Source organism: Winslowiella sp. 2C04 (assembly GCF_050037805.1).
Taxonomy (GTDB): domain Bacteria; phylum Pseudomonadota; class Gammaproteobacteria; order Enterobacterales; family Enterobacteriaceae; genus Erwinia; species Erwinia toletana_A.
The window spans coordinates 3459107-3477172 of record NZ_CP188300.1 but is presented as its reverse complement, the minus strand read 5'-3'; the positions used below and the strand labels follow the sequence as shown (position 1 = coordinate 3477172).

The following is an 18066-nucleotide window of genomic DNA, read 5'->3' as shown; positions in this document are numbered from 1 at the left end:
CCATGGCGGTAAGATAAATCATGCAATGTTATCTTTTTGCGCAGGTTAATCATTTTGTTCAAAATCAGTTAAGCTGGCTGGTTCTGTGCGCAACAGCGGAATCCAGTGCCAGAGTTTGTTCGTTAATTTCATTTTGTTCGCGATAGCTTTGCATCAGACCGATGGCAAAATAGAGATCGGGAACTAATATCGGCCCTTTCGGGTACAAGGCCAGTTGGTTTTTAAGTAACCATGAGCGTAATTCGCTGCTGCGTCCGGCTAAAATTAATTTTATCTCTCTGTTTTTTAATTCATTTGCCAGTTCGCTGATATATTTCATCACCGTAGAGTCGTTATAGGTAAAACTGCTTGCAGCATCGATAATCACCCATTGCAACGGTGTGGATGAGTCATCAATAAGTTGATGAATCCGCTTTTTAAAGTAGCTGATATTAAAATAGGTAAGTGGTGAGTTAAAACGGTACAACAGCGCACCGGGGATCGGTTTAATATCATTATCCGCACGCATGGAGCGAACAACGCCACCGTCGTCTAAACCAAGGAGTAAATCGGTTGGTCTGAAAACAGTGTGCAAAAACTGCAGTAATCCGACCAGAATAGCAAAGCCAATACCGTTCACTAATCCAACGACCAGCACCGCCAGAAACGTAAATGACGCTAAAATAAAATCTGCGCGGTTGGTTTTACGCATCGCATACAGCGTGGACAGACTAAACATTGAGGTCGCTGAAAAAACAAGCACGGCGCCGAGTACGGCCAGCGGGATAAAACTAAGGTATTGCGTCAGGAAAAACAGTACCAGCGCAATCATTAATGCCGCTACCACAGAGACCATCTGGGTTTTGCCACCGTTAGCATCGTTAACGGCGGTGCGGCTGGTCGCGGCGCTTACGGCAAATCCCTGACTGATGCCAGCGGCAATATTGATATAGCCTAATGCGCGTAGCTCCTGGTCAATATCCACTTCATAATGATTTTTTTCTGCAAAGCTTCTGACCGTCATCATGTAACTGGCGATACTGATAACCGTCAGGTTAAGCGAGGGGATCAGCAGTTCTTTATATAGCAAGAAGTCAAAGTAGGGAGTGTGAATATGCGGTAAACCTGTGCCTATATCACCAATTATGGCAATGCCGGCGGCATGGAAGTCAAAAAAACCACTCAGCACGGTACCTAGTACCATTACGATAAGCGTAGAGGGCCAGGTCGGTCTGAATTTTTTAAAAAGTAATAAAATCGCCAGGCTGCTTAAGGCCAGTGCCAGCGTAATCCCGTGCAGTTCGACTATTTTTCCCGGTAACGCCAGCACGCTGGCGATGAAGTTGGTGGGTAACGGAGTCAGGCCAAAAATATTGCTCATCTGGCTGGCAACGATAGTGACCGCCACGCCGTTAAACAGGCCCGTCAGAATAGGTTGTGACAGAAACTCGGCAAAAATAGCGAGCCGAAAATAACCTGCAAGCAGGCACCACAGCCCTGTCATGATGGTCATAATAATAGTCAGTTCCCATATGACATCACTATTTCCCATTGCTAACGGCATGGTTACCGAGGCAATAACCGCGCAGGTTGCTACATCAGGCCCGACAATAAGCTGGCGCGAAGTACCAAATAATGCATAAACAATCATCGGCAGGATACAGGCATACAGCCCAATCACCGGGTTAATGCCCATTAACTGGGTGTAGGCAATAGCCACCGGCAATGCTACGGCGGAAACCGAAAGTCCTGCCACAATATCATCCTTGATAAACGCTTTCTTATAATGGATGAGATCGTTAAGCCCTGGCATCCAGCCAATTAATTTATGCAACAGCATTGGGGTGGCTCCTGTTATCATCGGTCAGCAAAGCATTACTGCCCTTGACGATGCGGTGGCATAATATCCTGATTCGGTACCAGGAATAGCCACGACGCCAGCACAAACGGCATGGTCAGCGTCGGTATGCCCACTGGAGTCAGCAACGTATTCATCGCGCCCTGAACAAAAACGGTAAACACCACGCCAATCAAGGTGTAACCCAGCACGCGCCAGCTTGGTTTATTGAAGGTGGAACCGAGGGCGATGGCCGTCAGTACGGCGCTAAACGCATACAGTCCGCTCTCAATACTGTTGGCTTTCGCACCCAGCAACGCGGCAGTGATAATGGCGAGAAACGAGCCACCGATAGCGAATATCGCCGCCCAGCGTGATGCCACCGCGAGACCGACAACAAACAGCACACCGGCCGTGACGCTACTCAATAAATAGACTTCAGAAATGCCTTTAAATAAATTTTCGAAGATTCTGTCGTTAAAAAAGCTTTGTGCGCTGACATCCATTAAAGGAAGAGGAAGTTCAGGGACCGGCAAGCCTGAAGCTGGCAGATCAGAAAACGCGTAGCTTGCCAGCAAAATAACCCAGGTTGTCAGTACGAACGGAGCCGTTAACGCCGCAACCTTCCAGGTTTTCAGTACGTCGGCAATACTGACGGTGGCGATAACCGAAACGATGCTGCCAATAACAATGCAGCACCAAAGCAGTGGCGTCACTGCCAGAAAGGTCGGCAGCGCAACCCCAACCAGACAGCCGTTGTAACCGTAAAGTCCCGCCAGCCAGGATGTGCGATCGCGAAGAAAGCGGCCGGTAAATGTTGCTATCAGGGTACCCAGAACACAGCCATATGCCGCAGCGGGGTTTCCCTCACCGTAGGCAGCAATAAATATTGCAATAAAGAAGATTAATCCGGTAAGCGGATTATTTTGAAACATCACCTGCGCGCATCCACGCAGCGTCACGTCGATAAACTTAATCACGCCGTTGGAATCTGCGAAATGATCCCATTTAGTTGATATGCTTGATGAGATACTCATATCAGTAACTCCTCCTGATAATTGACTTTTGCCCTGGCGAACTCTTTGAGGAAAGAGGGCAATAGAAGCCCTTTTTCCTCGGCTGGCACAAATACGGAATAATCATACTTTCCAGATAAACGGCGTGGGTAATGAATATCCGGTGGTGACTTTACGAACTTTTTGCCAGAATTCGCGGATAGCATTTTTCACATCGGTGCTGTCGCACGAAAGCACTTTGAAAATAAGCCCTGATTCATTCGGTAAACGGCTGACGCCATAACACAACTGCTCGCTGTAAAATGATGGCGACTGGGCTAAAATTTCATCCTGATGTTCTTTCGGTGTTAAAACAATGACGTTGCCGTAAACGTCAAATTTGCCCATTACGCCTACCACATCCAGCGGCCTTTCTTTCGGCGTTAACACCAGTTTTTCATTAAACAGGGTGTTGCCAAGCTCATTTTTCGCCGTAATGCGGGAAGAGTAGACATCAAATCCAAAACGCTCATCCTGATGATGATATTTGCGCCCGGACATTAAAATCTCTGAATAAATGACGGTCGCGGTGCTGTCACATTCAATCACGGTATCACTGATAAATCGTGAATTGCGATGCGGGATCAGCTGGTCGGGCATAAATTCAAGATAGGCCTGCTTTCCGACGCGAATATGCTGCGTTTGCGCGGCGAAGTTATTATCCATCGAATGAACTTTAGTCGCAGATTGCGTGGTAACGTGGGCACACGCTCCCGCGTCAACGTCAATCTCAACGGTTAAGCGATCACCCTGCAAAATACATCCTGAAGTGGAAATCATCGTCACACAGGGCAGGAACGGCATTTCCTCATCCCAGTAGAGCGCTTTTTGTACCAGCAGCGGTACTTTTCTTTCCATTTCATGCAGGGTACTTTTAGCGCCACGCTTAGCAAATCTCAGCCGCAGATAGCCGTGTTTGCCAACGGCGGCACTGGCCATTTGCGGCGGCTCATGTTGATAATTCGCTAATTCGGGCGCTAATGCGCCCAGCGAGAGAGAATCAAGCGCCAGCGGCGCCTCTTCATTAATCTGCATCGTGGCCCCCTATTTAGCGTGAGTAAACAGGAAGTCTTTTTCGATCATATCCACCAGAGCATCGATGCCTTCGCCGGTTTTGCAATTGGTTAAAATATAGGGACGGCCGCTGCGCACAATTTTAGTGTCATGTTCCATGACCTCAAGGCTCGCGCCAACGTATGGGGCCAAGTCAATTTTATTAATTACCAGAATATCGGCCTGCACCAGGCCCGGCCCATTTTTACGCGGAATTTTTTCCCCTTCGGCCACATCAATAACATAGATATAAAAATCAGCCAGCGCCGGACTGAAGGTCAGGGTTAAATTATCGCCGCCGCTTTCAATCATGATCAGATCGCTGTCAGGATATTTATCTTCCATTTCCTCGACGGCAGCAATATTCATGCTGGGATCTTCGCGCACCGCGGTATGCGGGCAGGCGCCGGTTTCAACGCCTAAAATTTTGTCTTCGTCGAGAATTCCTTTCAGGGTACGTTTGACTTGTTTAGCATCTTCAGTGGTCACCACATCATTGGTAATGATCAGCGGCTTATAACCTCGCTCAATTAATTTTGGCGTGATTACTTCAATGATGGCTGTTTTACCTGAGCCGACCGGGCCGCCAATACCTAAGCGCGTAATTTTTTTCATTGTTCTTTCCTTTTCATTAATTCATAAATAAACGCACATGCGCATCAACGTGTACGGCTGCCAGAATATCGATCAGTGGCGTGTACGATGCCATCTCGCTGATATTTGCATTAACGGCCTGCTGGCAAAATTCGGGTATGCTTTTGTTAACCTCAAACAGAATTTTCTGGCTATCAAAGTGCGTTATTCGCATCAACCGTTGGGCGGCGCTTAAGATTGTCATGGCAACGCCATACTGATGCATGGCGATGGCTTCCTGGGCGCTGACACCCTGTAATGCCATGATTAATGCCTGGCTTACCGGAAAGGTGCCTGCGGTTTCACCGGCCTTAATTTTATCAAGCCACCACGTCAGCACTTCTGACTCGAAGACTTTGATGGTCATTTCCACCAGCTTCTTGCCCATCCGCTGAGTCATTACCCGCGCTTCATCGTTGAGTTTGCGATTAATAATCTCGCGATCAACGGCCAGAATTTGCCTGAAGTCGCCATCAAGCAAGGCTTGGTGAGCATGGGCCAACCCAATGGCATCGCATTGTGCGGCCTGCCTCAGCGAGGTTTCGACAAAGGCTTTTAACGTCACAACATCGTGAACCAGCCCAACCTGAATGGCTGATTCAACCCCGCAGGAAAAGGAAAATGCTCCTACTGGCAGCACCGAGTCACCAAATTGAAGCACCCTGACCAGATGAAGAAGCTGGTGTGGTTCATCAATATTAATGTTTATGCTCATGCTCTTTCCCATGAGGTGCGTGGTCGTGATGGTCGTGATGGTGAGGGTGAGCATGGTCTTCATGTGAATGCTGGTGGATCACGCTGACATGCACATGGGAATCTTCAGCGCCACCAAACAGCAGTCGCGACTCAGACGGGGTGAGAAGCGGTAGCACTGTTTCACCCGGTACAAAGTGATATTCAGACTCACTGTAGCCGTGGGTTTTCATGACCGAATTCATCATTTTCTTTTCGACAGTCAGCGGCACATACACCTCAGTGCTTTTAATCACTGACTTCCAGTGTTGGTTACCCAGGGCATGCCCCAGTTCAAACACGCGTTTAATAGACGCTTCGAAACCTGCATCTGCCAGGCTTTCCAGGTGGATAACCAGAACTTCGCGCAGGGTGATATGAACGGTTAACAGATATTTTTTGTCGTCATCACATAACAAAACATCCCCATCCGTTAACCGAACACGGCGATCCAGCGCGATACCGATATCAAGCCCTTGTTCACTTTGCTTACGGCAACGACTCTTCTGGGCTTCCCACTGCTCGAGAGACAACACATCGTGCTGATATCCCTTGGTTTTTTCTTGCCATGACGGGTCGTTTTTAGTATTACCAATAATGTTTTCAATCAGTATCATGTTGTAATCGCCTTAGATCAGAACGCGCGAAAGGTGCGCTTAGCCAAAGAAGTATTTCTGGTTCATTACCGCAGTAGTGATCGGTTCACAGGTGGCATGCACCCCGTCAACTTTTACGGCGAATGTTTCAGGATCGACATCAATGTGTGGCGTGGCTGAGTTGCGCACCAAATCCTGTTTGGTAATCGATCGGCAATTTTTGATGGCAATAACCTGACGCTCCAGTCCTGCTTTCTCTTTCACGCCGTCATCCAGTGCGGCCTGAGAAACGAAAGTGACACAGGTGTCCTGCAGGGTTTTACCCATCGCACCAAACATCGGGCGATAGAACACTGGCTGCGGTGTTGGTAACGACGCATTGGGATCGCCCATCAGCGCCCAGTTGATCATCCCACCCTTAATCACCAGCTTTGGTTTAGCGCCGAACGAGCGCGGATCCCACAGTACCAGGTCAGCCATTTTGCCCACTTCAACTGAGCCAATAACGTGGCTTACACCCTGCGCAATTGCCGGGTTAATGGTGACTTTGGCGACATAGCGCAGTACCCTGAAGTTATCGTTGCTGTCGCTGTCTTCCGGCAGTTTGCCGCGTGCACACTTCATCGCATGAGCGGTCTGCACGATGCGCAACCAGTTCTCCCCAACGCGGCCCATTGCCTGAGAGTCACTGGAGAACATAGAGATAACCCCCATGTCATGAAGCACGTTTTCGGCAGCGATAGTTTCCGGACGTACGCGGCTTTCCGCGAAAGAGACATCTGCAGCTACGTTCGGATTCAGGTTGTGACAAACCATGATCATGTCGAACAGTTCGGCCTGAGTGTTGATGCCGAAAGGCAGGGTAGGGTTGGTTGAACTTGGCAACACATTTGGCTGACTGGCGACTTTGATGATGTCCGGCGCGTGTCCACCACCTGCACCTTCAGTGTGGAAGGTGTGGATGGTGCGACCCTCGAACGCTTCAATGGTGTTTTCTACATAACCCGCTTCGTTAAGGCTGTCGGTATGCACCGATACCTGAACATCCATTTCGTCCGCGATGCGCAATGAGTGGCGTATCGCGTTTGGCGTAGCACCCCAGTCTTCATGCACTTTCAAACCGGCGACACCTGCAACAATTTGCTCCACCAGTGGGGCTCTGCCGAAGGCGTTGCCTTTACCTAACAGGCCAACATTGACCGGCAGTCCTTCAAACGAACGCAGCATGTTGCGAATATTCCACGGCCCTGGCGTTACCGTGGTGCCGTTGGTGCCATCTGTTGGGCCAATACCGCCACCAAAGAAGGTGGTAACACCATTGGACAGCGCAGCATAAGCCTGCTGTGGCGAGATAAAGTGAATATGGCTGTCGATACCGGCAGCGGTCAGGATTAAGTGTTCGCCGGAAATGGCGTCAGTGCTCAGTCCGACAATCATATTTGGCGTCACGCCGTCCATGACTGCCGGGTTGCCACTTTTACCGATGCCAACAATCAGGCCATCTTTGATACCGACATCAGCTTTGATGACACCCTGTTTGGCATCAACAATGGTGACGTTGGTAATCACCAAATCCAGCACGCCGTTATCACGCGTTAACGTGTTATTGGCGCCCATTCCATCACGCAGCGATTTGCCTCCGCCGTATACGGATTCTTCACCGTAACCACGCAGATCTTTTTCGATTTCAATATAAAGGTCGGTCTCACCTAAGCGAATTTTGTCACCGGCGGTTGGTCCAAACAGACTGGCATATTCTTTTCTTGAAATTGTTGGCATGATTCCTCCAATTGCATTTAATTTTTAAATTTTAATGAGACGATTTGAATCCGCGCTTGACCGCGTTTTCAAGAATTTCGTCAGGCGCATCACTTTGATCGCCGGAAGAATTACCGACCCAGCCGTCAACCAGGTTATTAAATCCGTAGACCGTTTGTTTGCCTGCGAAAGGAATCAACTCAACCGTAATAACATCGCCCGGTTCAAAACGTATAGCGGTGGTTGCGGTGATATTCAGCCGTTTGCCAAACGCTTTTTCGCGCTCGAACTCCAGTTCTTTATTCGCTTCAAAAAAGTGAAAGTGAGAACCTACCTGAACTGGGCGATCGCCGGTATTTTTAACACTCACTTTGGTGACCGGACGATCTTCATTAAATGTGATTGGTGTATCTGCTAATACATAACCACCGAGCGGCACCGTTGTTTCAGCGGTGGTAGCCACGGTTGACGTGGTGTCAGATTTCTTTTTCATAAATAATCCTTGAAGTGAAAAGGCGTCGTTTAATCACTGAATCGGGTCATGGACCGTTACAAGGCGGCTGCCATCAGTAAAAATGGCTTCCACCTGCACGTTGGGAATTAAATCAGCAACGCCGTCCATCACATCTTCTTTAGTTAAAACGGTACGCGCTTCGACCATCACTTTTTCCAGGGTTTTTCCCTCGCGCGCCCCTTCCATTGCGGTGACGGTAATAATAGCGACGGCTTCTGGGTGATTAAGCTTCAGCCCCTTATTTTTCCTTTTTAACGCGACATCAGCTAAGGTATAAACCATCAGCTTTTCTATTTCTCTGGGTGTAAGTTGCATAATTTCTCCATTAACAATGCTATCTTTGATGTATATACCTTCCGGAATAGGACGTGCAGTTTTGCCGATTAACGTATTAATCCGATAAATTCCCAACTTGAATTTAAGGACTGTGGGTTACGTCATCGACAAACTGCTCCTGTGAATCGAAGGTACGGATGATATTAATTCTTCTCAGAGTAGGCATCTTCACCGAATAATGTGTAATCCAGTTCTGCCCCAACGGTATTTTGATTGACTTTAACCGGGGTGAATTTATTAATTAACCACAAAATGGCGAGTGTAAAAATAAACGACCAGACGCTGGTAAAGACGACGGCAGTAATCTGTTTAACGATTTGCATCCCATTGCCTTCCAGCAGGCCATCAGGACCTTTCGCGTTCCAGGCGGTTGAGGCGAACACACCCACCAGAATTGAGCCGGTTATGCCACCAACACCATGAACGCCAAATACGTCCAGTGCATCGTCAAGATGGCGTCTTACCAGCAGAACCACGTAATAACAGACCAGGCTGGCAATGATGCCAATAATCGCTGCTGACTGAATGGAAACATAGCCTGCGGCAGGTGTGATGGTTGCAAGACCCGCGACCGCACCGGTTAAAAAGCCGATCAGCTTAGGTTTACCCGTACGGATTTTCTCGATAATAAACCAGGTGATAGCAGCAAATGCAGCGGCGATATCAGTGGTGATAAAAGCGGAAACGGTGATGGTATTAACCTGCAGTTCTGAACCGGCGTTGAAGCCATACCAACCAAACCACAGTAAACCGGCACCCAATGCGATATAGGGAATGTTATGGCTGCCATCTGAAACGACAGTACGTTTACCGACATACAGCGCTGACGCGAGGGCGGCAAAACCAGCGGTGGCGTGAACGACAATACCGCCGGCAAAATCCACCACTCCCCACTTAGCAAACATCCCTTCCGGACTCCAGACCATATGAACAAATGGGCAATAAACCAAAAGTGTCCAGAAAGTCAGAAACACCAGATAAGCCGGGAAGTTCACGCGGTTGGCGAAAGCACCGGTAATTAACGCTGGTGTAATAATGGCAAACATCATTTGATAGACGAAATGGACTAACAGAGGCAATCCACCGTCATTACCGGTATACATGGTTTGCGGAGTAATATTGTTCAAAAAAGCGTAGTAGAACGGGTCACCGATAATTCCATTCATCGTCGGGCCAAAGCTAAGCGAATAACCCACTACAAACCAAAGGATTGCTACCCATCCCATTGAGAAAAAACTTTGTGACATTATTGTCACAATGCTTCTGCGTGGGACCAAACCGCCATAGAAAAAGGCCAGTCCGGGCGTCATTAGCATAACAAGGCTGGCACAGAGCAATATAAATGCCGTGTTGGGAACATCTAATGACTGAATTGCTACAAGTGCATGATCCATACAGTTCTCTCTATCGTGTATAAAAACGCTAATAACGCTTCAGAATGCGTTGTGAAAAGGTCGATTGGCGGATCGGATTTATATGGAACTCCGTCAATCAGAAAAATCGTATTTACTCAGGATAGTCATGTTTTGAGAAAAGTAATGTTTTTTTTTGCTGATAACATAATAAATACATTAGAAATATTTAAGTCTATGGTGTGTAGTCAGCATAGCCTTATGAATCGAGGGTCAATGTACGAAGAAAGTTAGAGGTTGTCCGTAACCAGCACATAAATGTCCTTTATTTTAAAATTATCATTAAAATCAATCGATTGTATTTTATCTGGTTGTGAGGCAGACAGGGAAAAATAGCTGTCGGGCTGTATCGCTGTCTCAAAATCAGCTTTTCCTCAATTTATCAGGGAAAATTATGGAGTTTAGGGCAGGTTTATCTAAAGTTAATAATTGCACAATACTTTTGTTTATTTATCGTTTATGTCATTTAACACTGAATTTAAAATATATTATCCAAACGATAACATCGCGAAGAATACAAAAGTTTCAGCAGTAAATTATATTAGCCAGTGGCATGGTCCGATATCTGGACGGCAATAACGCTGATTGAGATTCAACAGGTTCAATGACGCCCGGCTGTTATACCTGATACTCAAATATTATTGGCTAAAAATAGAACAGTGCGCCTGGGGCAGCAGAGTTTCACGGTATTATCTCCTGCCAAATAGCCGTCGTTACTTATATAAATTGCTAAGATCACATATGGACATGGCTCTTTACCGTAAGGTATTTATAAAAATGCTCTGCTTAGACTGGCATCTTTTATTGCTCTGTTATCGCCTGAAATCAGGGCGAGACACTGCTATGGCGTACAGGCTGCGCAAGTCAGTCGGGAAATATGACCTGTGATGAGTGTGTTAATCTGCGCCCAAAAGCGATGGCTGATGTAGCTGGCTGAATGTTGAACCGGGCACGGTTTATAAAAACTGATCTTGAATAAATCCACCGCCTTTGGCGTTCTGTGAATATCTTTTTCCTTCTGCGTGACGCTGGTTGTCGGCCTTTCAGCAGGAGCTTTGACCGGCGTTTTCCCGCGACTAACTGCAAAATCGTCAGGTCAATAATGACCCTATTCACCGTGCGCCTTTCTCCTGTTACGAATCATTATAGTAATTTTATTACTCATTTGCTGAAAAAAAAGAATTGAGTCTCATAATTTGGTGTTTCATTTTAAATCTACCACACTCAGGTAACCTTAAATCCATTTGTAACCTGTTTTTTTTAGTGTAAATAAAATAAGTAATTGAATTGTAATTATATTTCTCAATCTCGTAGATTTGGCGCAGCGTTCTGTCAGCCGTTTTAAAGCGGACTGAAACCTGTAAATCCAGTATTGGTCACAACGACAAATTTAATTGAGAGGGTGAAATGGAAATAACGGTCGCAGATGATTTGGTAAAATTTCTTGAAGGTTTGCGGGTGGGTGCAGCCTTTGGCGTCTCTGGTGGATTTATCGTTCCTGTCTGGCAAGCGCTGTCTCAGTCAGAAAAAATCAGGCTCTACCACTGCAGGCATGAGTCCGGTGGTGTTTTTGCTGCTTCTGAATATAGTTTGTGTCAAAACCAACCGACAGTCGCCTTCGCAACTGCGGGGCCGGGTATTACCAATGCGCTGACCGGTATCAAAGCTGCACGGATTGATGGATCACAGCTTATTTTTATCTCATCGATTACCGCTGAAGCCAAGACCGGTCGCTGGTGTTTGCAGGAAACAACCCGACAGGATGTTGAGACGCTGCTTCAGAATGACGGGCAGGGTTATTTTGATAGCGTTTTGGTTATTTCAACGATGTCTGATTATCTGGCTGCTAAAAAAGAAATCGCCGCAAAGCTTAGAGAACCGTCTGGCTGTAGCATCGGCGTGTTTATCACTACCACGCTACAGAAAGCCTTGCTGGAAGATGGCGGATGTAATATTGCTGGTGGCACCCCACCTGAAGGGATATCTGAAAAGGCCCTGTCACAGGTCCATAAATTAGCCGATGACATGATGACGCAAAAAACGCTTTTTTGGGTCGGTTTTGGTGCACGTCATGCCGCAGAAAATCTCACCAGGATAGCAGTCAAGACGCAATCCAGCGTGATATCAACCCCGCGAGGAAAAGGCATATTTCCGGAAAAGCACCCGCTGTATGCCGGTGCAACCGGGCTGGGATCGAATGGCGAAAACATCGCTGCGCAACTGGATCGCAGGCGTCATCCGGTGGTAGTGATTTTGGGATCGCGCCTCAGCGAGCTCAGTTCATCCAGGGCTCAGGATCAACTGTCTGATTCAATTATTTATTATATTGGTCTGAAAAGCCGGGATGTCGCATCGAATCTGCCGCCACAGACCATCGTTATTGAGAGTGAAATCGATCGGTTTCTGGCGTCATTATCACAAACACTCAGGCTTAAAGAGCCGACTCCGCAGCAGTTGTTACCGGTATTCACTCCATCACCTGAGTTATTCACCGCGAATTCAGAGGATGCCGAACGCAAAGAAAACGCTCTGCATCCGCGCATCGTGATGCAGGTTTTACAGGAGATCGTCATAGATAAATATGACGGCTACCTGGCAGCAGACGCAGGCAACTCTTTTGTCTGGACCAATCGCTTTTTAAAATTCTCCCGGCCGGTTCGTTATCGAACCAGTACCGGATTCGGTGCGATGGGGCATTACGCTTGCGGACTTATCGGAATCGCTGCCAGCACCACGCATTGTGCGGTCGGGGTTATTGGTGATGGTGCGATGTTAATGGGCAATGAGGTCAGTACCGCTGTCCAATATAAACTTCCGGCTATATGGCTGGTGATGAATGATGGCTGTTACAACATGTGCCGACAGGGGCTGGATATGCTGGGCAATGCGCCGCTGGATTGCGATATTCCCGCCACAGACTTTGCTTTACTCGGAAAATCATTGGGAGCCACGGGTTATCGTGTCAGTGATAAGGCTGCTCTGAAAGAGGCGTTGATACAGGCAATTAGCGCCCGGCAGACGGCGGTTATTGATGTGATTGTTGATCGTTATGCTGTCCCGCCTCTGGATGACAGAATCAATACGTTACAGAAGCTATGACGATGGCGGCTAAAACTGACAGGGTAGACATCATCTCTTGTGCCGGTGTGCTACCGGACAACACTATTATTATCACGCCGGATAAAGATATTCTGACAGTATTCAGCACCGGCACACTGTCTGACGGGCCAAGACATATCTGGCGCGCGCAGCATCAACAGCAAATCTCATTATTAATGAAAACCAGTTTGTTGAACGCGCTACAGCAGGTTGGAATGCAAGTAAACCAGCTGGATTATGTCATTGTTAGCCTGGTCTGGCCTGCCACAATACTGGATGAGGAGGTCTCCGCACTGGTGCGGGAAACACAATTACGTTGCCCGGTGGTGCCCGTAAGTTCAGGAACGGCAGGGGGGCTGACTGCGCTGGAGCTGGCGGCAGGATTAATCAGTCAGGGCAACTATCGCAATATTGCTGTTATTGCTGCCTGCAGCTATGCACACTGGTTCAGGCCAGATGACTCGGCAACGTCGCTGCTCAGTGATGGCGCCGCTTGTATGATTCTTGCTTCTGCGTCCGGTTCAGAAATTATTTCCAGCCATACCATCAGTACGCATGATTATGCTCCATTGGTCGCGGGCCAAATAAACGGAGCACGCTACGTCAGTTATCCGCCTGAATCCGGCCAATTTATTGCTGAGCATTACCCGGAAACCGCTGCTCGATGTTGCCGTTCGCTGTGTGAAAAAGCCGCTATTAGCCTGGCAGATATTGATGCTTTTCATATTTATGATCCAACTAACTGGGTGGCAAGTGCCAGTGCAACCGCATTGGGTGTTGACCGGAGACGTATTTTCTCAATTTTTCAGCAGTATGGAAGTTTAGGGCCTGCGCAGAATTACTTTGGTTTTATGACTCTGATTAATCACCGCAGCCTGTCGGATGGCGATCGCGTAATTTTGTTGGGATTTGGCCCAGCAGCGACGGCTACTGCTGTATTGCTGAAAATAAAAAAAGTCCCGGTATCTATAACTCACCAGATGACATGATGATCTTTCGGAGAAAGAATGAGCGGAATCAGCCTTGTATCCACGGGACTCTATCACCCTGAACATGTCAGGGGAAATGACTGGTATATTAACTACTATGCATCACAAGGTATTGAGGTTAAAGGCTTATTAGCTTCTCTTGGGCAACAGAATCGTTATCTGATTAATGATGATTCTGAAAATACGCTAACTATGGCAGTCGCTGCTGCTGAAATGGCGTTAGAGCAGGCCGGATGGCAGGCCTGCGATCTCGACCTAATTATTTTCAGTTCGCAGACGCCGGAATATCTTATCCCTGCAACAGCACTAAAAATACACCACGCCCTCGGTGGAGGAGAGCGAACACTCTCTTATGATATGAATGCCAATTGTGCAGGTTTGCTTATTGCCGTTGAGCAGGTATCGCGCATTATGATGTCACGATTATCGTGCCAGCGGGCGCTGGTCGTCGGTGGAGATTATCTTGGTCCACACAGCGAGGGTGAACCCTTTTATCACTCCTGTTTTGCTGATTCAGCGGTCGCGGTATTACTGGAAAAATCGACGGCGAGTGAGGGGGTTATAGACTCTGAGTTTCGGGTGCAAACCTCAGTCATTAATAACTCCCTATTTCCCGCTAACGGCCTCTCCTCTGTCCAGCGTGAAGAACTCTCGTCCCGGGTTAAATTTATCCCTTTTGACGATGCAGTTTGTGTCGATGTTGCAGGCGAATCGATTGAAGTTCTGCTTACGAGGAATGGCCTGACAGGTGAAGATATTCGCTATTATTTTTTATCTCAAATGTCCCTTGGCAATATCAGGAAAATTTGTCAGCTGTTGAATATCCCTGCCGCTAAAGCGCCATTTATCGGCGATACCTATGGTTACACCGCGACGAATAGTCCCTTTATTGCCTTTCACGAATTAAAAAAACAAGGAAAGTTATCAAGAGGAGATCACCTGGTTTTTTGGACCATAGGTGCGGGATGGCAGAGTGCAGCGGTATTAATAAAGTATTAAACGCCTTACTCAGGCTGTCCTCGTTGCTGGCCCGCAGCCAGCAACGGATATAAGCAGGATGGTCAGCAACCGCGGTTGCTCCGAATCATCTTAATCGTCAGAAGAAAAAAATTGTTAAGAATCATCTCTGGCAGGGAACTTTCCTGAAAATGTACCATTTATCGCTCGTTTAGAAAACGTTTGTGATCGGCTGTTTAATATCATTTTCCTGATCACAAGGAAAAGGATTAACCATGAAAAACGTAATTTTTTTGGCTGTTATTGCTGTTTCTCTCTCAGGATGCGCCACCAAAACAGAAATGGAACGTATTAAAGAGTGTGAAGATAAGGGAATAAGTCGTGATGTTTGCTACCAGGAGGAAAGAAGCGATCGCCGCGCAGAAAAATTCCATCAGGATATAATGTTTGATAAACAAAATGCACAGGTAATAAAAGATATGGGAATTAAAGGGTTGGGACTGCCTAAGTGATTTTCTTGCTGTTACGCTTTTAAACGGCTGGCTTTCTGATGGCGCTATTGCGATAGTGCCTGATTATTGATTGTATTATTCATGTTTATGATTTAAACTTGCGGCGGTTTAATAGCATGAAAATTGTATATTTATCATCAAGGAGATTGTGTTGTTGTGAAGAAAAATCTGACTATCTTATTTCTTTCCATAATCAATCTCGGTTTTTTTCTCGGTACGTTTTATGCTTTTATAACCTTTGAATTAAAAGGTATGCAAATAATCATGCCTTATCTTGTTTTTGCTATCAATATAATATTTGCAATATCGACAATTATACTCTCTTTCCTTTCTATTCGGAAAAAATGGATTTCGTTATTAGTAACGCTGCCATCATTTGTCATGCTGGGCGCTTTAATCTATTTCTTTGAACCCGTTCTGTATATGACGTTTTGATAAAACAATCATCTGTTTTATCTGATTCTATACCAGTAAATATATTGCCAGTTTAATCTTGTAGTCGATGCATTGTTCTTATCAGACTGTGGAAGAGTCAGTCTGATAAGGTTGACTCTTTCGGGTTCGGGAAAAAATTTGATAGCCTGCAAATTATATTCTTAATAAAAAACAGAGCGATAAATCGAAAGAACGATAATTATATTACAAGTAAGAATATTCTTTATTATAATTATGTGTGCAACTATAAATGAATTAATTTTTTAAGATGTTGATGATAAAAAATTACTTTTGCACTTGAGTTGTGAACAGAAAAGCGTATTTTATGCTTAAAAAATTATCATGGATTGTCTGTCATGGATGACGGCTTAGATAAGCATCTCTACGCGCATAAGAATAAAAAACGCTATCTCGCGGCTTTCTCCAGTAATATTAAATACTCTGGCGTATTACTGTCAGTAAAATCTTTAGCTGCAATCAGTGGGGGGAGATTATTCACCTTCATTCGTTATCCCGTGCTTTCTCTCTCTGTGGTTATGGCACTACCCTTTCATGCCAGTGCCGCGCTAATTACGCCTGCCGATCGTGATGCCATTCAGCAGCAGCAGCAGCGGTTATTACAACAAAATAGTCAGCAGCGACAGTCGTTACAGCGCAGTATTACTCCCTTGCTACCGGCAACCCGTCCCTCTGCGAATCAACCAGGAAGCCCTTGTTTTGTTATCTCATCCATACAGTTAAACGGTGCTGAGCATCTGCCCGCATCAGTAAAGCAGCAACTGACTCAGCCCTATCTTCAGCGTTGTCTTCCCCTTAGCCAGATACAAACGCTGGTGCAACAGGTATCAGACTGGTACATCAGCCGCGGCTATATAACCAGCCGCGCTTTTCTCACTGAGCAGGATCTCTCCCACGGGCAATTAGATCTGCAGGTCCTTGAAGGAAAGCTGGAGAAAATCGAGCTGGAGAAACAGGATGCCAGAATGCTAAGTATGGCTTTTCCTGGACTGAAAAATAAAATTCTCAACCTGCGCGATATTGAACAGGGCATGGAAAGCATCAACCGGTTGCGTAAATTACCGGTCCAAATTGAGATCCTGCCTGGAACCCTGCCCGGCTATTCGATAGTTAATCTGACTGCCACTCCTGAGTTTCCGCTGACGGCGGGGGTCGGTTTTGATAACAGTGGGCAAAAAAGTACCGGCACCGGGCAAATAAATGGCTCACTGACGGCCAATAACCTGCTCGGATTTGCCGACCAGTGGTTTATTTCCGGCGCGCGCAGCAGCGATTTTGCCAGCGATCATAATGCGCGCAGCGTGCAGGCTGACTTCAGCGTGCCTTACGGCTACTGGCTGATGGATTATAATTATTCCTACAGTGACTATCTGACAACCATTAATAATCAGGGATTTGACTGGCGTTCTGACGGTGACAGCCAGATTCATCACCTGACCCTGTCGCGCGTGCTTTTCCGTAATGGCGATATGAAAACCGGCGCGTCTCTCGGTTTGTCTCACCGTATCGGCCGTAACTACCTCAATGATACCCGCCTTAGCAGCAGCCGTAAGCTGACCAGCGTGATGCTGGGTGCAAATCACAGCCAGAAAATCTGGGCAGGGTTTGCCACCCTGAACCCTGCTTACAGCCGCGGCGTGCCGTGGTTTGGTGCTGAGAATGATGCGGATAAATCCGCAGATGTACCTCGCGCCGGGTTCAACAAATGGACGTTATCAGGCAGCTATTACCTGCCGTTAGCACAGGGCTGGCACTATCTGACCAGCTTTTACGGGCAATGGACGCCTGACCGCCTCTATGGCAGCGAACGTTTGACCATTGGCGGAGAAAGCTCGGTCAGGGGCTTCAGGGAACAATATCTTTCCGGTGACAAAGGCGGCTACTGGCGAAATGAAATTAATTATGACCTGCTGACGCTGCCTTTTATCGGCACTCTCAACGCACTGGCAGCCATCGATGGCGGTTACCTCAGGCATGATAACCAGGACAGTTTTGCGTCTGGCTCATTGTGGGGCGGTGCTGTGGGTGTGGGCAGCCGCAACCGTTATTTCAGCAGTCAGTTCACCGTAGGCTTGCCGTTTGCCTGGCCGGAATGGCTTGGGCCCGACCGCGTCTCCGTTTTTTATCGCGCGAGCATCGTACTTTAATTTT

Annotated in this window: 15 protein-coding genes; 5 read left to right on the top strand and 10 right to left on the bottom strand. The window is 47.1% G+C overall.

Features of this window, described 5'->3' with window-relative positions; genetic code table 11:
- Positions 1-64: 64 nt before the first annotated feature.
- From ACP3TC_RS15680 to ACP3TC_RS15635, 10 genes are all read right to left on the bottom strand, one after another.
- Positions 65-1819, bottom strand: a complete 1755-nt coding sequence (locus ACP3TC_RS15680) for a SulP family inorganic anion transporter (protein ID WP_426816801.1) — start codon at positions 1817-1819, stop codon at positions 65-67.
- A 35-nt stretch (positions 1820-1854) separates the two neighbouring features.
- Positions 1855-2853 (bottom strand): urea transporter, encoded by a 999-nt coding sequence (gene yut / locus ACP3TC_RS15675; RefSeq protein ID WP_313856281.1) that lies wholly within the window; start codon positions 2851-2853, stop codon positions 1855-1857.
- 102 nt (positions 2854-2955) lie between these two features.
- A complete protein-coding gene (locus tag ACP3TC_RS15670; RefSeq protein ID WP_313856283.1) occupies positions 2956-3906 on the bottom strand; it encodes an urease accessory protein UreD in 951 nt (316 codons plus the stop codon).
- Positions 3907-3915: 9 nt separating this feature from the next.
- Positions 3916-4539, bottom strand: coding sequence for an urease accessory protein UreG (ureG, locus tag ACP3TC_RS15665; RefSeq protein ID WP_313856285.1), 624 nt, complete (start codon positions 4537-4539; stop codon positions 3916-3918).
- A 16-nt stretch (positions 4540-4555) separates the two neighbouring features.
- Entirely contained in the window at positions 4556-5272 is a 717-nt protein-coding gene (locus tag ACP3TC_RS15660; protein WP_313856286.1) for an urease accessory protein UreF, read from the bottom strand.
- Complete coding sequence (gene ureE, locus ACP3TC_RS15655) at positions 5256-5906, bottom strand: urease accessory protein UreE (RefSeq protein ID WP_426816800.1); 651 nt, start codon at positions 5904-5906, stop codon at positions 5256-5258. The genes ACP3TC_RS15660 and ureE overlap by 17 nt, the downstream gene beginning before the upstream one ends.
- A gap of 39 nt (positions 5907-5945) precedes the next feature.
- Positions 5946-7664, bottom strand: a complete 1719-nt coding sequence (locus ACP3TC_RS15650) for an urease subunit alpha (protein ID WP_313856289.1) — start codon at positions 7662-7664, stop codon at positions 5946-5948.
- 31 nt (positions 7665-7695) lie between these two features.
- Entirely contained in the window at positions 7696-8136 is a 441-nt protein-coding gene (locus ACP3TC_RS15645; protein ID WP_313856291.1) for an urease subunit beta, read from the bottom strand.
- Positions 8137-8169: 33 nt separating this feature from the next.
- Positions 8170-8472 carry an urease subunit gamma gene (locus tag ACP3TC_RS15640; RefSeq protein WP_313856293.1) on the bottom strand — a complete coding sequence of 101 codons (303 nt, stop codon included), beginning with the start codon at positions 8470-8472 and terminating at the stop codon, positions 8170-8172.
- 164 nt (positions 8473-8636) lie between these two features.
- Positions 8637-9887, bottom strand: coding sequence for an ammonium transporter (locus tag ACP3TC_RS15635; RefSeq protein WP_313856295.1), 1251 nt, complete (start codon positions 9885-9887; stop codon positions 8637-8639).
- Positions 9888-11312: 1425 nt separating this feature from the next.
- Here ACP3TC_RS15635 and ACP3TC_RS15630 point away from each other — a divergent pair.
- The 5 genes from ACP3TC_RS15630 (at position 11313) to ACP3TC_RS15610 (ending at position 18062) form a co-directional block, all read left to right on the top strand.
- Positions 11313-13004, top strand: coding sequence for a thiamine pyrophosphate-binding protein (locus ACP3TC_RS15630; protein WP_426816799.1), 1692 nt, complete (start codon positions 11313-11315; stop codon positions 13002-13004).
- A gap of 2 nt (positions 13005-13006) precedes the next feature.
- Positions 13007-13993 carry a 3-oxoacyl-[acyl-carrier-protein] synthase III C-terminal domain-containing protein gene (locus tag ACP3TC_RS15625; RefSeq protein WP_426816798.1) on the top strand — a complete coding sequence of 329 codons (987 nt, stop codon included), beginning with the start codon at positions 13007-13009 and terminating at the stop codon, positions 13991-13993.
- An 18-nt stretch (positions 13994-14011) separates the two neighbouring features.
- Positions 14012-14992: a 3-oxoacyl-[acyl-carrier-protein] synthase III C-terminal domain-containing protein gene (locus ACP3TC_RS15620; protein ID WP_426816797.1), complete on the top strand. Its 981-nt coding sequence runs from the start codon at positions 14012-14014 to the stop codon at positions 14990-14992.
- Positions 14993-15225: 233 nt separating this feature from the next.
- The gene (locus ACP3TC_RS15615) at positions 15226-15462 is read left to right on the top strand and encodes a hypothetical protein (RefSeq protein ID WP_313856301.1); all 237 of its coding nucleotides are present in this window, start codon (positions 15226-15228) and stop codon (positions 15460-15462) included.
- A gap of 971 nt (positions 15463-16433) precedes the next feature.
- Positions 16434-18062, top strand: a complete 1629-nt coding sequence (locus ACP3TC_RS15610) for a ShlB/FhaC/HecB family hemolysin secretion/activation protein (RefSeq protein WP_313857619.1) — start codon at positions 16434-16436, stop codon at positions 18060-18062.
- Positions 18063-18066 lie beyond the last annotated feature (4 nt).